We start from the raw sequence: 18,459 nt of genomic DNA, 5'->3' as shown, positions 1-18,459 counted from the left end.
TTTCACAAAAGGGATTTTGTGCAGACCTCCAGCATCTGACAGCGTAGTCAACAGTTGTGCTAAAGTCATCACGTAATCGCCGATTGAGGGCGGGGGGCAATTAGCCTAAGTATCAATGTCTATTTTGTGACAATAGGTGTCCTATGGCTGATGCGCCCACTACATCCCTGACCTCTGGTGATTTGCTAAAATCCATGGTCGATCAAATGAAGTTGGAGGCTGAGCTCGAGCACGGCCAGTCCTTTGAGGATGCCGATATCACGGCACTAGCGAGCGATTTCCTTGACTGGGCCAGAACCTGCGAAACCGCGAGCGTTCGCATGCGGCCCGCGACTGGCGATCAGGGGCGCCCTTTAGGCAACCTCTTGCTTGAGGTTACTGGCCCGGATCGCCCCTTCCTGGTCGATTCGCTTCTTGGAGCCTGTAGCGATCTCTCGCTGGACGTGCGCACCCTTTTCCACCCTATTCTTGGCGCAGAGAAAGGCTCCAGACGCTCTCTGATCCAGATTCACCTGCCACAGCTGACGGAGTCAGAACAAACTGCTCTGAAGGCCGAGGTTGAGGCCACGCTGACCGATGTCATCATGGCAACCTCAGACTATCACGCCATGCGCACCCGAATGATGAAGTCGGTCGAACAATTGCGCGAGTGCCCGCACATCATCGACCACCAGCGCGATGAAGCCATCGCCTTCCTGGAATGGCTGGGGCAGGAACACTTCGTCTTCCTGGGGGTGCGGGACTATACATTCCATCGCGATGATGAGGGTAATCTGCTGCCCGATGAGCCAGACATGGTCGAAGGCTCGAACCTTGGTCTGTTGCGCGATGAGAATCGCAATGTGCTCAATCGCGGGGCCGAACCGTTGGTGATCAATCGGGATATTGGTGAATTCTTGTCCGAACCTGAACCTCTGGTTCTGGCCAAGGCCACGATTCAGAGCCGCGTCCACCGCCGGGTCATCTGTGATTATATCGGCGTGAAGTCGTTCGATCTTGAAGGCCGGGTCATCGGCGAGACACGCTATTTAGGGCTTTATACGGCTGAAGCTTACAACCAGTCCGTGACCAAAGTTCCTCTCATTCGTAAGCGGGTTGCCCGGGTGATTGAGAGCTCTGGCGCTCTGGAGGGCACACATAACGAAAAAGCCCTCATGAACATCATGGAAGGCTGGCCGCGCGACGAGCTGTTCCAGACCAAGAGCGAACGCCTCGCGCCCATCATGCTCGGGGCGCTCAGCTTGATCGGTCGCCCAAAGGTAAAGCTATTTGTGCGCCCGGACCGGTTTGGGCGTTTCATCAGTGCCACAGTCTTTGTGCCGAGAGAGGCCTATGACACAGCCCTTCGTGAGAAGGTTGCTCATACGCTTGAAGAAGCCTGGCATGGGCGCATGGTGCGGTTCGAGCCGAGCTTCGATGGCAGCGCCATGGTACGGGTCCTGTTCGAGATTGCCCTGCCAAGCGATGCCCCTGAACCTGATCTGAAAGCGGTTGAGGCAGAGCTGGCATCTGTCTCTCGCACCTGGAATGAGCGGTTCAGAACAGCGATTGTCGAGAGTCAGCTTGATAATCAGGCTGGCTCACTCGCCTCCCTCTTCAGTGGCGCATTCAACGCGGCTTATCGCGAGACGTTTGACCCTGAAGAAGCCATGCAGGATGTCGCTTATCTTGCTATTTTGAGTGAGAAAGCACCGGTCCAGCTGCGTGCTTTCAGACTGGACACCGATAGTGCCGGGGATATCCGCGCCAAAATCTACGCCCGCAATGGCTCGATTGCCCTGTCTGATTGTGTTCCGGTGTTTGAGCGGATGGGTTTGTTTGTAGCGTTTGAGACCGGATACCCTGTAAAACCTCAGCGCAAACCTGTGCCGAGCGCCCCGGACACTTATTGGATACACGACCTTTCGATGCGGCGGCTGGATGGCAAGCCAATTAATCTGGAAGAGGTGAAAGCAGCGTTTGAAAACACGTTTGTCTCTGTCTGGTCTGGCCTCGCCGAGAATGACGGCTTCAACGCTCTGATCTTCAATGCCGGCTTAAAATGGCGTGAAGCCGCGCTGGTCCGCGCCTTGTGCTCCTACCGCCATCAGTCTGGCCTTGATCCAGCCCGCCAGACCCAGATCGAGGCCCTGAATACTTATCCGGTAGTAACCCGCCAATTAGTCGATTTATTCCACACACGCTTTGCTCCAAGTGAGCTAAATATGGAGGATCGCGCCGCAGCTGTGACGCAGCTCAGAGCAGACATTGAAGAAAGCTTGAATACCGTTCGTGCTCTCGACCATGACCGTGTTCTGCGCCGTCTTGCGGATCTTATCCCGGCAATACAGCGTACCAGCTACTATCAGACAGACACGTCTGGCGCACCATTGCCCTATATTGCGCTCAAGATTGCCAGCCGTGAACTGGAAGACTTGCCAAACCCGAAACCCTACCGTGAGATTTTCATGTCTTCGCCACTGGTTGACGGGGTCCATTGTCGGTTTGGTGCGGTGGCGCGTGGTGGCCTGCGCTGGTCAGACCGCCGTGACGATTTCCGCACCGAAGTCCTCGGCCTCGTCAAAGCCCAGCAGGTCAAGAACGCAGTGATTGTCCCCGTTGGTTCAAAAGGCGGTTTCTTCCCGAAACAATTGCCGACCAATGGTAGCCGGGAAGCCATCCGTGAAGCAGGGATTACGGCCTATCGCCAGTTTATCACCAGCCTGCTCAGCGTAACGGACAATCTGATCGATGGCGATGTCCAACATCCCAAAGATACGATTATCTGGGATGGAGAAGACCCCTATCTGGTTGTTGCCGCTGACAAAGGCACCGCGACCTTCTCTGACATCGCCAATGAAATCAGCGAAGGCTGTGGCTTCTGGCTGGGTGATGCGTTCGCGTCCGGCGGATCAGCCGGGTATGACCATAAGAAAATGGGCATCACCGCACGTGGTGGCTGGGAAGCGGTCAAACGCCATTTCCGGGAAATCGGTAAAGACATACAGTCCGAACCGTTCACCGTGATTGGTTGTGGCGACATGAGCGGGGATGTTTTCGGGAACGGGATGCTTCTGTCCAGGCATATCCGCCTGCAAGCCGCCTTTAACCACATGCATATCTTCATCGATCCAGATCCGCAGGACCCGGAACGGCTATGGACAGAGCGCCAGCGTATCTTTGACCTGCCCCGTTCCAGCTGGATGGACTATGATCAGACGCTGATCTCCGAAGGTGGCGGCATCTTTGACCGCTCTGCAAAATCCATCGAACTCACGCCTCAAATCAAGTCCCTGACCGGCCTGAAAGCGGACAGTGTCACCCCTGATGAGTTGATCCATGCCCTCCTAAAGAGCCAAGTCGAACTGCTCTGGTTCGGCGGGATCGGCACCTATATCAAAGCGGCGAGCGAAACTCACTCGAACGCGGGCGATCGGGCAAACGATATTCTCCGCATCAATGGCCGCGACCTCAAAGCCAAAGTGGTCGGCGAAGGGGCTAATCTCGGCCTAACCCAGGCCGGGCGTATTGAAGCCGCACAACATGGCGTGCGCCTGAACACAGACGCGATCGATAACTCCGCTGGCGTCGACAGTTCCGACCACGAGGTCAACATCAAGATCCTCTGCACTGAAGCGATGCGTCGCGGCGACCTGCCACGCGGGGAACGCAACACCCTTCTGGCCAGTATGACAGATGATGTGGCGGACTATGTGCTCGCACATAACTATGCCCAAACTGGTGCGCTGAGCCTGAGTGAAGCGACCGCCATGCAAGATCATGATGCGCTTGAGCGTTTGATGGTCCGGCTGGAAGAGCGCGGTGTTCTCGATCGCGTCGTAGAAGGGTTGCCGGACACAGCTCAGATGCAGCTGCGCAAAGAGACCAGCAAACCTCTGACACGCCCGGAAATCGCAGTCCTGATGGCATGGACCAAAATTGTCCTGTTTGATGATCTGGTTGAGTCAACCACGCCGGATGATCCGTATTTTGAGGCAACCCTGCAGGGCTACTTCCCGACCGCGTTGCATACATATGCCGACGCTATGCAGGCTCACCGCCTGAAGCGCGAGATCATCGCGACTGTTCTGGCCAACCGGATTATTGACATGGCAGGCCCGGTCTTCTTCTTGCGCTTACTGGAGCAAACCGAAGCACCGTCAGCCCTTTTGGTCAAAGCTTTTGAGGCGGCCTCCGCCCTAATCGAGGTTCGCCCACTACAGGCTCAAATCAACGCGCTGGACAATCAAGCCCCTGCCGAGCAGCAAATCGCGCTACAGGCCAAGCTCGCCACAGCGGTGGAGGGCCTGACTCAATCCCTGTTGCAAAACGCCGGGGTGGAATCGATCAATGACACGATCACCAGCCTGAACACGACAGTGAATGCAATCACCTATCAACTGCCTGGATGCCTGAAACCCTTCAAGCGGGCGCGCTATGATAAAACCGTTACAGCACTTGCCAAAGGCGGCGTTACGAAAGACCTCGCGGCAGCCATCGTGAATGCAGGCCTCGTTGCGCAAGCACCAAGGCTATCGCAAATGGCCTCTGACCTTAGCCTTGATCCTGGTGATGTCTTTACCGCATTCCAGACCGTTGGCGATGCGCTGTCACTGGACAAGCTGCGCGTTATAGCAACCGATACGGTTTCCGGCATGCCCTATTGGGATCGGCTGGCGACACGCCGTCTGGTCCGGGATATGGAATATCAGCAAAGCGAGGCGACGCGCTCTGCCTTGATGGCCGAAAGTGTTGAACACTGGCTCTTAACGCATGCCGATACCCGCAAAGCTCTGGTTGGAACGATCAAGACTTTCGTTTCAGGTCGCCCTGGCTTCGCACAATTTGCGCTGGCTGGAGACGCGGTCCGCAACTTCATGACCGACATTTCGCAGATGTAAAATAGCCCCCTAAAAGGCGGACCCATCGAACGGGGACATGTCCGATGGGCCCTACTGGCCTCATCCGCAGGCTGGGTGGGGGGACGCACGCGGAGGCCAGATCACTATGGTAACATACTTACCTGCTATCAAAGCTATATGAAAAACTTATACGACTCGCCAAGCCCTAAAGTCAGATTTCACTGCTAAACTATAACACATTATTATCTAAACTTGCAGAGTCCTCGGGCTCTTTTTGTGTTTGTGGCTCTCCGTTAGCCGATAACAGGATCGCAATCCACCGGGTTGAGTCCGATTGTGCAAATAAAATCATCATTAAGACGGTCAATGGCGCAGACAGGAACATTCCAGGGATACCCCAGATCGCTCCCCAGATTGCAAGCGCCAATAAAACCACCAGCGCAGACAGGTTTAGCGTATCCCCCATAATCCGGGGTTGGACAAAGTTTCCAATGGTGAACTGCCAGAAACTGACTCCCAGAAAAACGAGGCCCGCGAAGATATATCCATCTTGTGGGTCGACGCCGGGAACCCAAGCCGGAATTTCAGGCTGAACCAAAGCAAATAGTGGTGGCACGAGCGCGGCGACGATCGACCCAATCGTCGGGATATAATTCAAAATGAAGATCAGGGCGGACAGAAACAAAACATTCTCAACCCCTAAAGCCATCAGCGTAACATAGGTCAGCCCCGTAATCAGGGCGCTGATCACGGTTTGGGTCCACAAATAGGTCTCGATCCCCTTGCGCGCTGCATCGCCAACATGACGCACCTGCTCACGCTTCTCGGTGTCCGGGAAAATTCGGTTGAGTTTACTCGGCCAAGCTGACTGCGCCAGAAACAGGAAGGCTACATAAATCAGGATCAGGACCAGATCGCTGGTCAGGCTGCTTGTGGCATTGGCAATCGTTCCAAAGAACCGCTGCCCAGTTTCGTTAAATACCAACTCCGTGAGCGTTGGCGCGTCCCCCAGATGGAACAATGCATACCCATCACTGATCAGCTGATTGATCTTCCGCTCATACTCCGCCGATTGGCCACCAAACTGGGCCACGCCACGCGCGAGGAGCACAATGAACCCAATGAATCCCCCCAGAACGAGAAGAATCGCCATCGCACGCGACCATCCTCGCTTCAGAAGATCAGAACGCTCATCGATTGCTCTGGCGAAGCCTTCGATAACGAGGAAGAGGAAGACTGCCAAAGCAAAAGGGGCAAGAATTGTCCGCCCAAGATAGAGCAGTGCAATGATCACCCCGGTCGCAATAATCCAGATCGCAGATATGCCCGATCTTACCGTCATATGAGCCCCTTCCTCCACATCGGCGACCTTTCCCGGCAAGCGCAGGAGTGTCAAGCGCGGCGGTATTCCCGATCCCGTTCGGCAGCCAGGCGATCACGAACTGTCTCATTGTCATAACCAAACTCGGACAAGGCTCGTCCTGCCATTTGCAAACCCGCCTCAATCGCATCCGGGATCACAAAACTGGCGCCAGAGACCCGCAAGAGTTCAGCATGGTCGAGATCCTGAGCACGGGTCAGGATGGATGCCTCAGGCCGCTTATCCCGAATGGTCTTCACGATCGAGGTTGCAGCTTGAGGGTCATCGATTGTAACCAAAAACAGCGCAGCTTCCTGTGCCCCGATCAGATCAAGAATCTCAGGCCGCGACGCATCCCCAAAGAAAACCGTTCGCCCTTCTGCCTGCCCACGCGAGGCGCGATTGGCATCTTGCTCCAGAATCACCATTTCAACTGTTTCCGCCTGCAGGATATCGGCAATCGCCCCGCCAACGCGGCCATAGCCCGCGATCACCACATGCCCTTTCAGACCCGACAAATCCTGCGGCTGCAGGTGCGAACGATCATCGCCTTCAAAGACAGAGGCAACAACGCCTCCAAGCCAACTCATGCCAGGGATCAAGATCATGGATAGACCCGCAATCGCTGAAATCAGGGTGACTTGCTCAGGCAGGAAGAGGCCGCCTGCCGCAGCCGCCGCCATGATCACAAAGGCAAACTCACCCGCAGGCGCGAGCAGAAAAGCAGCGCGGAGCGATAGCGGCGTTCCTCCGGCAAAAATTCGACTGGCTACGAAAGCTACCACCGTCTTGACCACAATCAGGGCTGCCAAGCCTATCAACACCTCCTGCCACATGTCCCAGACAGCGGCGAGGTTCAGTCCCATGCCCACAGTCATAAAGAACAGACCGAGCAGCAGGCCCTTAAACGGCTCAAGATCCACCTCGGTCTGATGACGGAACTCCGTCTCGCCTAGCAGTAGTCCGGCCATGAATGCACCCAGCGCCAGCGATAGGCCCGCCGAATAGGTCAGGACAGCAGCTCCGACGATAGTAAAAAGCGTGATCGCCATCAGGAAATCACGCCCACCGGTATTCGCGGCAAGGCGGAACACACGGGCCAGTACATAACGCCCGATCAGGACAATGATCGCGACCGCAACAAGCCCCTGAACCAAGGCGTTTCCAATCGTCGGCAGCAATGGCCCTGAACTCTCGGCCACAGCGAAACCCACAAAAATCAGGATTGGCGCGACCAGAACGTCCTGCATCAACAAGACTCCCAGAGACGTCTGCCCCACCGGGGTCGCAACCTTCCGCTGATCGATGAGCAGCTGCATAACAATCGCTGTGGAGGATAGGGCCAGCGCCAGGCCCACCACAGTGGCTGCAATCGGGCTTAGCCCCAGAGACCAGGCAATCAGACCAATAATGATCGCGCTGACTGTTGCCTGCATAAGGCCCGTACCAAACACCACACGGCGCAGCGCCCAGAGCTTTTCAAAGGACAGCTCAAGCCCCAACAGGAAGAGCAGGAACAATACCCCGAGTTCGGCAAATGGCGCAGCCGCCGCAGGGTCCGTCATAGTAAAGTAGCCAAGCCAGGGCACCGCATCGCTAAATACTGCCAAGCCGAATGGCCCCAGCGCAATCCCCGCCAGGACGAACCCGACGACAGCCGGCACACGCAATTGTTTCAGCACGGGCACGATCACCCCTGCTGCAAACAGGAAGACCATCGCGTCTTTGACCGCTACGCCATCTGCTTGAACTGCCATCACGTCCTCCACACTATTAGGGCAGTATAGACGCGTCATCGCCGCTTCGCGCAATGGGGTATCTTCCCATAATGCACTCTGTTGCCACTGACTTGCCCGAATCCGGCCCGTTGCCTATTGCTGAAGCGATCAAAGGGAGTTTGGCATGGGCGAAAGCATCTTTATTGGCGGCGGTGGTGCAGAGCAAAATGAAGCGCAGGTCCTTCTGCTGAACCGTGCGAATCGCCATGGCCTTGTCGCGGGTGCAACCGGGACCGGAAAGACCGTCACCTTGCAAATTCTGGCCGAGGGCTTCTCCAATGCTGGTGTTCCGGTTTTCTGCGCGGATGTAAAAGGCGATCTGTCAGGCATCTGCGTTTCTGGGAGCCATGAGCACAAACTGCACCCGAAACTCATCTCCCGTGCTGAAAAAATCGGCTTTGATGATTATGACTATGCTGCAACACCTGCCGTCTTCTGGGATGTGTTCGGCGAAAAGGGGCACCCCGTCCGCACCACCATTTCCGATATGGGACCTTTGCTGCTGTCCCGGCTCATGGACCTGAGTGAAACACAAGAAGGCGTTCTGACCGTCGCGTTTGAATATGCCGATGATGAGGGCATGCTGCTGCTCGACCTCAAGGACTTGCGGAAATTGCTCAATCATATGGGCGATAAAGAGGTGCGTGACGAGATCAGCCGTGAGTATGGTAATGTGGCCACCGCCAGCCTCGGCGCCATTCAGCGCCGCTTGCTCGTTCTGGAACGCGAAGGCGCAGAACAGTTCTTTGGCGAGCCAGCCCTGAAACTGCAGGACTTTATGCGTACGACCCGCGATGGGCGAGGTTTCGTCAACGTCCTCGACTCAACCACGCTGATCAATTCACCGCGCCTCTATTCGACCTTCCTACTCTGGCTGCTGTCACAGCTGTTCGAAGAGCTGCCAGAAGTTGGGGACCCGGATAAACCCAAAATGGTCTTCTTCTTCGATGAAGCCCACCTCCTGTTCAATGATGCCCCGCGCGCTCTGCTTGAGAAAATTGAGCAAGTTGTGCGTCTCATCCGCTCAAAGGGCGTGGGTGTTTTCTTCGTCACTCAGAACCCGCGCGACCTGCCAGACAGCGTCCTCGCCCAGCTTGGCAATCGTATCCAACACGCCCTGCGCGCCTACACACCAGCCGAACGCAAAGGCGTTAAGGCGGCGGCGCAATCTTTCCGGGAAAACGAAGCCTTCGATACCGAGGACGTGATTACCGACCTCGGTGTGGGTGAAGCGCTTGTCTCTACACTTGATGCGAAAGGCGCACCGGGGATCGTCCAGCGCACACTTATTCGCCCGCCAAGCTCTCGTCTTGGCCCGGCAACCGAGGCTGAACGTAAAGCCGAAATGGAGAACAGCCCGGTCCTTGGCCTCTATGATGAGGCTATTGATCGCGAAAGCGCCTATGAAATCCTGCTGGAGCGAGAGGAAGAGGCCGCTGAGGCTGCCGAGCGCCTTGCCAAGGAAGAGGAACGCGCCCGTAAAGAGATGGAGCGCAAGAAAGCCAATGCTCCACGCCGTCGCCGCTCAAGCCGCATGACGCCAACAGAGCGTGCAGTAAATACTGCGACCCGCACCATTGCGCGGGATTTGACGAAGTATGTCCTGCGCGGGATTTTCGGAGGGCGGCGACGCTAAAGTGAACCACAGATGGTGCATTGGCGCGCTCATAGGCACGACAACTGTCACAAACCCGACAGAAAACCATCATGGAAGCGAAACATAACTGACATTCAAGTGTCACCGTAAAGGCGCATATCCCCGCCAACTCAATTGGAGGGGTTCAATGTCAAAAACTGTCTCAAAACTGGTCCTCGCATCCCTGCTCGCTGCAGGCCTCGCCGGGACTGCGCAAGCGGATTTCATTACTGGTAAAGTAACCGATGCTTCCGGCGAAGCGCCATTACAGGGAGCGATTGTCAGCATTGATGGCCTGAACCGCAGCGCAACCACGAACCGATTTGGTGAATACCGCCTGAGCAACATTCCGGCTGGCAACTATACTGTTGTTGTTGATTATGTCGGGACTGATACGGCGACTTCAGAGGTCAACGTCACCGCGTCTGGTGCCACCCTTGATTTCGCACTCGGAGAAGACGTCCGCTACATGGACAACATTCTGGTCGTCGGGTCTTCCGCGGCTCAAGCTGGGGCGATCAACCAGCAGCGTGCCTCTGATGCGATTATCTCGGTCATCGATTCAGATGGCTTGGGCAACTTCCCGGACACGACCGTGGCCGACTCACTGGCCCGTGTTGCAGGTCTTTCCATTGAGACCGACCAAGGTGAAGGCCGCTATGTCTCTATTCGAGGCATCAATACCGACCTGATCTCAACCTCCATCAACGGCGTCCGCACGCCATCGCCGGAAGACCGCCGCGGCGTCTTGCTCGATGGTGTTCCGTCTGACCTGTTGGACGGGATCGAGGTTCAGAAATCCCTGACCCCGGATGTCGACGCAGACAGCCTTGGCGGTGTGATCAACCTCAAAACCATTTCCGCCTTTGATCGCGATGGTCGCTTTATCCGTGCCAAGCTTGAAGGCCGCTACAATGACATCACTGAAGAGATTTCACCAAAAGCAACCCTGACCTATTCTGAAGTTTTCAACAATACGTTCGGTGTTGCCCTGTCTGTGAACTATCAAGATCTCGCCATCGAATCCCACAACAATGAGGCTGGTGGCTTTGGTATCGAAAACGGCGTTGGCTTCCTGAATGATGACTATGAACATCGCTGGTACGATCTGACCCGTGAGCGGCTTGGCCTAGTCGCTAACTTTGACTGGCGCGTGAATGAGAGCACCGATCTCTACCTACGCACCCTCTTCAACAATTATCAGGATGACGAAGTTCGCAACAAGTTTGAGTTCCGTGACCTTGATGATGTGGAAGATAATGGAACAATTGGGCCAGATGGCAGCACAACCCTGCCCTTGAACGAAGTTGATGCCGAGGTCCGCGTTCGTAAAGAGACACGGAATATTCAAACCATCGCGCTCGGCGGTGAAACCCAGACCGGCGACTGGACGTTCGAATACGAGGCCTCTTACGCCTTTGCGGACGAGCAAGATGATGACAATCATGATGTCACGTTCCGCTTTGAAGACATTCAGGATAATTTCCCGGGTGATGTGACGTTTGACCTCTCAGACCCACAGCAACCTCGCCTGACCGGCTCACAATCCGTCATCGACGCCGTCTATGATCCGGCAAACTACGAGCTAGACGCGTTCGAACGTGAGTTCTCTGTCAACGAAGACACCGAGTATGGTGCGCGCTTTGACGTTTCAAAGGATAGCTTGCTCAACGATATTCCAGTGGTCTGGAAAGCAGGCTTGAAGCTCCGTGATCGTGAAAAGACGCGCGACGAAAACTTCCTGTTCTTTGAGCCAGACCTCAACCTGGCCGACTTCGCGAACAATACATTCATTGATGGCTGGCGGCTGGCCAATCCGCAACCGACATGGCCAGACCCAGTCTTAACACGCAGCCTGCGTGATCAGTTCAACGATCCAACAGACCCGGATTTTGAAGAAGAAGACTCGTTTATCGACTCTGCCGTTGCCGATTACACACTCGAGGAACGCGTCCTGGCTGGTTATGGCATGGGAACATTCGATTTCGGGCAGCTAACCCTGGTTGCTGGTGTTCGGATCGAGCAAACAGATCTTGATCTTCAGGGTGTGACTGTAAACGCAATAGACGGTGATAATCTGTCCTCATCTAATCGGGAATTCTCTGACGATTACACAAATGTCTTGCCGAGCCTGAATGCTAAATATGCATTCAATGAGAAGCTCATTGGTCGGGCTGCTTACTATGCCGCTATTGTTCGTCCAGCCTTTGGGGAAATGGCTCCCGCAGCTGCGATCAATGATGATCTCGAGGTCGAAGCCGGTAATCCAAACCTCAATCCGTACGAGGCTGACAATTTCGACCTGAGCCTTGAATACTATCCGACAGAACTCTCGGTCATCTCGGTTGGTGTCTTCTACAAAGATATTGAAAATGCAATCTTCCCTGACCGTTTTGATCGCGAAGACACAGAAAGCCTTGCCGACTTCCAGTCACGGGTTCCTATCGATCTCGGTTTCCTTGGCAGAGACGACATCACGCGGGTCGACACTTTCGTAAATGTCGACTCAAGTGACATCTTGGGTATCGAGTTTAACTATGTTCAAGGCTTGGGCGACCTGAATGAAGCCTTAGATGGGTTTCTGGTTTCTGCCAATCTGACACTCACCGACTCAGAAGCAACCATCCCGAATGAGGGTGACACTCGGAATGTACCATTCCTAAAGCAGTCAGACACCGTCTGGAACCTTGCTGTTGGCTATGACAAAGGCCCGTGGGACTTGCGCATCTCTGCCAATTATCGTGGGGATTATCTCGACAGCCTCGAAGGCGAAGACCTTGATCGCTACACCGATGATCGGCTCCTCGTCGAGGCGTCTGCGAAGTATCGCGTCAATGACACGCTACAGCTTTATATCGAGGGTAAGAACCTGACCGATGAGCCGGAATACTACTATTTCGGGGATGAGCGTCGCCTGTCGCAATATGACGAGTTTGGCGCAACCTATGTCTTCGGTGCCCGTCTCACCTTCTAAGATTGAATCATCTTAATGCGGGGCCGGAGGGACGTGTCAAACGTATCTCTGGCCCTGTCTCTTTATGTCCCCACACATGCCCTTTAGAGGTCCCTTATGCGCATTCTTCATATCTTCGCCATCGCCCTCGGATCCACGCTTGTTGCGTGCACTACAGTTCCGGAAAACCTTCCTTTCGAGGTTCAATCGGTCTCCGCAAGTGTTGAAACAGACATCATGCCTGGCACAGGCGACCGCGCCGATGATCCAGCCATCTGGGTTAATTCAGCCAATCCGGAAGCCTCCCTGATCCTGGGTACAGACAAGTCCAACGGCCTCTACGTCTACGCGCTCGACGGGAGCACCAAACAATTCCTCGATGTTGGCGCGGTGAACAATGTTGATCTGCGCGACACCCTTGGCGTTGCCAGCAATGACGAGGTCGGCGCGCTATCATGGTTTGCCATTGATGCAGATAGCGCAGAGGTTAGCCATCTCGGCGACACACCTGTTGATATGGTTGAACCCTATGGGGCCTGTCTGGGCATGATCGCAGGCAAACCTGTTGCCGGTGTGACCTATAAGGATGGCACCGTTCAACTCTGGACGGCGACGATCTCAGAAGATGGCTCGGTTTCATCTGGGCTAGACCGGACTTTGAAACTCCCCACTCAGCTTGAAGGCTGCGTCTTTGATGATGAGTATCAGCGTCTGTTCATTGGTGAAGAAGCCGCTGGCATCTGGGTCCTTGATCTCTCTGACCCTGCGTCTGAGCCTGCAATCGTTGATACGATAGCGGCAGGCAATGGCCTGGTTGCCGATGTTGAGGGGCTGTCACTCTGGAAAGCTGAAGACGGCAGTGGCTATCTCGTCGCCTCGGCGCAGGAAGCAGACCGCTATGTTGTTTACGACCGCCTCCCGCCACATGCTCCACGTGGCATTTTTTCTATTGTTGAAAGTACTGATGGCACCATTGATGCGGTCAGCCATACTGATGGCCTTGATGTAGTGAGTGCAGCCCTGCCCGGTTACCCGCGCGGTCTGCTGGTTGTTCAGGACGATACTAATGGTGGACTGAGCCGCGGGCAGAACTTTAAGCTGGTTGATTGGGCTACAATAGAAACCGCACTTGGGCTGACAGAATAGGCTTTCCCCTGCGGCGCGTCTTTGCATGCGCCGCTCCTGCCCCTAAGTTATAGGCTGACGCTGGTTTGAGCAGCGCGTGAACATAAGCCACCGGGAGGCGTAAGCCATGAAAGAGTATCTCCAATTCTATATTAACGGCGAATGGGTTGACCCGGTTGAGCCGCGGACACTCGATGTTGAAAACCCTGCAACTGAGGAAGCTTTTGCTCGTATCTCTCTGGGTTCTGCGGCTGATGTAGACAAGGCGGTTGCCGCCGCAAAAGCCGCCTTCCCGGCATTCGCCAATACCAGCGTTGAGTATCGCGCTGAACTCCTGGACAAGATCACCGCGGGCATTCAAGCCCGCATGGGCGATATGGCCGAAGCGATCTCTGATGAGATGGGTGCCCCGATGTGGCTCGCCAATGCCGCACAGGTTCCTGCCGGTATGGGCCACTTCGCCACGATGAGCCAGATCCTGCGCAATTATGAGTTTGAAGAGCAGCGCGGTTCAACACTGCTCCGTAAAGAGCCGATTGGCGTTTGCGGGTTCATCACGCCATGGAATTGGCCGCTGAACCAGATCGCCTGTAAAGTTGCTCCGGCCATCGCGGCGGGTTGTACAATGGTGCTCAAGCCATCCGAAATTTCCCCTCTCAATGCGATGATTTTTACCGAGATTATGCATGAGGCAGGCGTTCCAGCCGGTGTCTTCAACCTTGTGAATGGTGACGGCCCAAGCGTTGGGTCGCATCTGTCCTCACACCCAGATGTCGACATGATGAGCTTTACCGGCTCGACCCGCGCTGGCGTGCTTGTCGCACAAGCCGCCGCGCCAACTGTTAAGCGGGTTGCCCAGGAACTTGGTGGTAAGTCACCAAACATTGTTCTGCCGGATGCAGACATTCAGAAAGCCGTAGCTGGCGGCGTCATGCAAATGATGACCAATACAGGCCAGTCCTGTAACGCGCCAAGCCGGATGTTTGTTCCACGGGGCAAGAATGAAGAGGCCAAGGCGGTCGCCAAGGCAACCGCTGAAGCCGTAAAAGTCCAGATGCCGCGTGAAGCCGATAAAGGCGCGATGGGTCCGATCTCAAACGGCAACCAATACCAAAAGGTCCAGGACCTGATTCAAAAAGGTATTGATGAAGGCGCAACCCTGGTCGCCGGTGGCACTGGGCGCCCAGAAGGCCTCAACCGGGGTTACTTCGCCCGCCCAACCGTCTTCGCAGATGCGACGAATGACATGACGATTGCCCGTGAAGAAATCTTCGGCCCTGTCCTGACCATGATCCCATATGATGACCTCGAAGAGGCGATCGAGATGGCAAATGACACCGAATATGGTCTTGCCGGCTATGTTCAGGGGCCTCCTGAGGAAGCTGCGAAAGTTGCCAACCGCATTCGTGCTGGCCAGATCCAGATCAATGGCCAAGGTCCAGATTTCAGCGCACCTTTCGGTGGTTATAAGCAGTCTGGTAATGGCCGCGAATGGGGTGAGCACGGGTTTGAGGAATTCCTCGAGGTCAAAGCCGTTATGGGCGCGTCAGCAGCCTAGATCGCATACAAACCCCTCACTGAAACGGCGGCCTTTTGGTCGCCGTTTTGCGTTTTACAGTTCAGTTTCATTCTGTTCATCTTCGAGTTGGGTCAGCCCTGATAGGAAAGAAGTAGCACCAAAAGGGGGTTGCTTAAATTATGGAAAACTTCATCGAAGAATACGGCTCTATGGCCGTTGAACTTGGGACAAATGTCCTGATTGCCGGTTTGATCCTGATTATTGGCTATTGGATTGCCGGCCGCGCAAGCGCGCTTGTAAAAAGCCTTGGCGCAAAGTACGAAAATCTCGACTCGACGCTCTTTAACTTCCTCGGAAGTCTCGCGCGGTACACAATCCTTGCTTTCGTTTTCATCGCTGTACTAGGACGCTTTGGGGTTCAAACGACCTCAATTATCGCACTCTTGGGTGCAGCAGGTCTAGCAGTCGGTCTGGCGCTTCAGGGCGCTATGTCGAACCTTGCGGCTGGCGTCATGCTGATGATCTTCCGGCCCTATAAAACGGGGGATTTCATCGATGCAGCAGGCAATTTCGGCAATGTTGAAGAAATCACACTGTTCACGACTGTCCTACGCACCTTCGACCATCAACAAATCATCATCCCGAATGGCAAAATCTGGGGTGAGCAAATCGTCAATCACAGCCATCACCCCATCCGCGGTGTGGAGATGACGTTTGGCGTGTCCTATGACAGCGACATCGACAAGACCCGCGCCGTGATCGAGAAAGTCTTCGCCGATCATCCACACATTCTGGATGACCCGAAGGCCGACATTGCGGTCTCAACCCTGAATGACAGCTCTGTTGACTTTATCACACGCCCCTTCGTGAAGGGCGAGCATTGGTTTGATGTGCGTTACTCCGTGCCTGAACTGGTGAAGAAGGCGCTGGATGAAGCAGGAATTGAAATCCCGTTCCCGCACCAGAAAGTCATTCTGTTCCAGGGCGACAAATAACCCGGCGTCACGCTTGCTAATCATGGCCGCAATGCCAAGACTGATCCTGTAACGATCATTCAAGGATAGCGGCCATGACCCTCAAACTTCACCATCTCAACGCTTCTCGCTCACAGCGTATTGTCTGGCTCCTCGAAGAGCTTGGCGTTGAGCATGAGATTATCCATCATAGCCGTCACCCGGAAACACGGCTTGCGCCGCCCGAACTGCTCGACATTCATCCCATGGGGAAATCCCCGCTATTGGATCATGACGGTGTCATCATCGCCGAAACTGGCGCGATCACTGAATATTTGCTCGCCAAGTTTGATCCAGAGCACAAACTCCACCCGAGAACCGATAGCGCCGATTATCCGCGCTATCTTGAATGGCTCCATTCTGCTGAAGGTTCAGTTTTCCTCCCCGGCCTGTTTGGCTTCTATCTGATGAATTCAGACCTGCTGGAAACTCCGCTCGCCGCCGCCATGATGGCCGAGCGAACCAAGGCCGCCAATCATGTTGAAGCGCATCTTTCCAAACATGCCTATTTCGCCGGGGACAGCTTCACCGCTGCTGATTGCCTGATGGGCTTCCAACTTATGTCGACGAATGCTCAAGGGCTTCTCGATGACAAACCTGCCTCAAAAGCCTGGCTCGAAAAGGTGCAGGCTCGTCCAGCCTTTCAACGCATGCTGGCTGTCGGCGTCTAACCCCCTGCGACCACCAGTCACGAAGAGTTGTCTGGCGTTCAGGTTAGATATGGCACACTATATAGAAAAGCAGATTGCAAGGAGTGTCTTATGGCCCGTTCCCGTCTTTTTGCTGCGCTTGCCGGTCTTGTCTTGTTGGGCGCGTGCGCAACGGTTACGCCTTATCAGGCCGCGACGGATCAAAAGTTTGGATACACCAATCAACAGGTCGAGGATGATCGATGGCAAGTGAGTTTTGCCGGAAACAGCCTGACTGATCGTCAGACGGTTGAAACCTATCTGCTTTACCGGGCTGCCGAGCTAACGCGTCAGCAGGGCTATGATCATTTCCGCGTGGTGCAGCGAGACACCGAAGCCAATCGCAGAGTTGTGCCCGTTGGCTTTGGTCCTGATCCTTACTTCTCACACTTTGCCTGCGACTATCGATTTTATGGCCGCTACGGTCGTCTGAGCCGTTTCCACCATCCGGCCTTTTACGGCTATCGAAGCCGGCATGGTTTCTATGACCCTTTCTGGGGGCACCCATATGACTACCGGGAAATCATCCGCTATGAAGCAAGCTCTGAAATCCTTATGGGCAAAGGGCCAAAACCCGATGACCCGGCCTATTTCGACGCTCAGGATGTGCTTAACAATCTTGGCGAGCGTATTCAGCGGCCCGAGGTCTCCTAAACAAAAAAGCCCGCCATATGGCGGGCTTTTCTTATTGGGTAAGATATCAAGGATCAGCGCGGTGCCATACGGATTGCGCCATCAAGACGGACATCTTCACCGTTAAAGTAGGCATTGCGGCACATCTCAACCGCCAAAGAAGCGTACTCAGCAGGGTTACCCAGGCGAGCAGGATTTGGCACCATTGCGCCAAGAGCCTGACGCACATTTTCCGGCGCACCAGCGAGCAATGGCGTGTCAAAGATGCCCGGCAAAATTGTATTCACCCGGATCATCTCACGGCTGAGATCACGGGCGATTGGCAGGGTCATACCAACCACCCCACCTTTCGAGGCAGAGTAGGATGCCTGACCGATTTGCCCATCTTCAGCAGCCACAGAAGCCGTGTTTACGATCGCGCCCCGCTCGCCATCGATCGGATCGAGCGTCATCATACCTGCAGCAGATTTTGCAATACAGCGGAACGTTCCGACCAGATTGATCTGGATGATCATGTCAAATTTATCCAGTGGGAAATGACTGATCTCACCAGTCTTCTTATCACGGCTTGCCGTCTTGATGGCGTTTCCAGTGCCTGCGCAGTTAATCAGGATACGTTCCTGACCAATCGCGGCACGGGCTTTCTCGAAGCCAGCATCAACACTCTCATCAGAGGTGACGTTCACATTACAGAACACACCGCCAATTTCAGACGCCACAGCTTCGCCTTTTTCCTCGTTTAGATCGAAAAGAGCGCATTTTACGCCATGACTTGCCAGCAGGCGCGCTGTCGCTGCACCAAGACCAGACGCACCGCCGGTGATCACGGCTGAAATGTTTGAATTGAGTTCCATGGGGGATTCCTCCAATATGAGTTCAGATAGCGATGTATAAGGAAGGAACGCAGTGGCC

Annotated in this window: 11 protein-coding genes; 8 read left to right on the top strand and 3 right to left on the bottom strand. The window is 54.8% G+C overall.

Features of this window, described 5'->3' with window-relative positions; translation table 11 throughout:
* Positions 1-143 precede the first annotated feature (143 nt).
* Positions 144-4,880, top strand: coding sequence for an NAD-glutamate dehydrogenase (locus RYZ27_RS03740; RefSeq protein WP_406681021.1), 4,737 nt, complete (start codon positions 144-146; stop codon positions 4,878-4,880).
* A 190-nt stretch (positions 4,881-5,070) separates the two neighbouring features.
* On the opposite strand, the gene RYZ27_RS03735 is transcribed toward RYZ27_RS03740, so the two are convergent.
* Together RYZ27_RS03735 and RYZ27_RS03730 are read right to left on the bottom strand one after the other, a co-directional pair.
* Positions 5,071-6,183: an AI-2E family transporter gene (locus RYZ27_RS03735; protein WP_406681020.1), complete on the bottom strand. Its 1,113-nt coding sequence runs from the start codon at positions 6,181-6,183 to the stop codon at positions 5,071-5,073.
* 50 nt (positions 6,184-6,233) lie between these two features.
* Positions 6,234-7,958, bottom strand: coding sequence for a cation:proton antiporter (locus RYZ27_RS03730; protein WP_406681019.1), 1,725 nt, complete (start codon positions 7,956-7,958; stop codon positions 6,234-6,236).
* Between the two features lie 145 nt (positions 7,959-8,103).
* Between RYZ27_RS03730 and RYZ27_RS03725 the strand changes: the two genes are divergently transcribed.
* The 7 genes from RYZ27_RS03725 (at position 8,104) to RYZ27_RS03695 (ending at position 17,568) form a co-directional block, all read left to right on the top strand.
* Positions 8,104-9,615: a helicase HerA-like domain-containing protein gene (locus tag RYZ27_RS03725; protein ID WP_406681018.1), complete on the top strand. Its 1,512-nt coding sequence runs from the start codon at positions 8,104-8,106 to the stop codon at positions 9,613-9,615.
* 148 nt (positions 9,616-9,763) lie between these two features.
* Positions 9,764-12,589 carry a TonB-dependent receptor gene (locus tag RYZ27_RS03720; protein ID WP_406681017.1) on the top strand — a complete coding sequence of 942 codons (2,826 nt, stop codon included), beginning with the start codon at positions 9,764-9,766 and terminating at the stop codon, positions 12,587-12,589.
* 96 nt (positions 12,590-12,685) lie between these two features.
* Positions 12,686-13,714 (top strand): phytase, encoded by a 1,029-nt coding sequence (locus tag RYZ27_RS03715; protein WP_406681016.1) that lies wholly within the window; start codon positions 12,686-12,688, stop codon positions 13,712-13,714.
* A gap of 106 nt (positions 13,715-13,820) precedes the next feature.
* A complete protein-coding gene (locus RYZ27_RS03710) occupies positions 13,821-15,251 on the top strand; it encodes an aldehyde dehydrogenase family protein (protein WP_406681015.1) in 1,431 nt (476 codons plus the stop codon).
* Between the two features lie 140 nt (positions 15,252-15,391).
* Entirely contained in the window at positions 15,392-16,207 is an 816-nt protein-coding gene (locus tag RYZ27_RS03705; RefSeq protein WP_406681014.1) for a mechanosensitive ion channel family protein, read from the top strand.
* A gap of 74 nt (positions 16,208-16,281) precedes the next feature.
* On the top strand, positions 16,282-16,896 hold the full coding sequence (locus RYZ27_RS03700; RefSeq protein ID WP_406681013.1) for a glutathione S-transferase family protein: 615 nt from the start codon (positions 16,282-16,284) through the stop codon (positions 16,894-16,896).
* A gap of 90 nt (positions 16,897-16,986) precedes the next feature.
* Entirely contained in the window at positions 16,987-17,568 is a 582-nt protein-coding gene (locus RYZ27_RS03695; protein ID WP_406681012.1) for a CC0125/CC1285 family lipoprotein, read from the top strand.
* A 53-nt stretch (positions 17,569-17,621) separates the two neighbouring features.
* On the opposite strand, the gene RYZ27_RS03690 is transcribed toward RYZ27_RS03695, so the two are convergent.
* Positions 17,622-18,401, bottom strand: a complete 780-nt coding sequence (locus RYZ27_RS03690) for an SDR family NAD(P)-dependent oxidoreductase (protein WP_406681011.1) — start codon at positions 18,399-18,401, stop codon at positions 17,622-17,624.
* Positions 18,402-18,459: the final 58 nt, after the last annotated feature.

The sequence above is a fragment of the Hyphomonas sp. FCG-A18 genome (assembly GCF_045287255.1).
Classification (GTDB): Bacteria; Pseudomonadota; Alphaproteobacteria; order Caulobacterales; family Hyphomonadaceae; genus Henriciella.
This window is presented reverse-complemented; position numbering and strand designations above follow the sequence as displayed.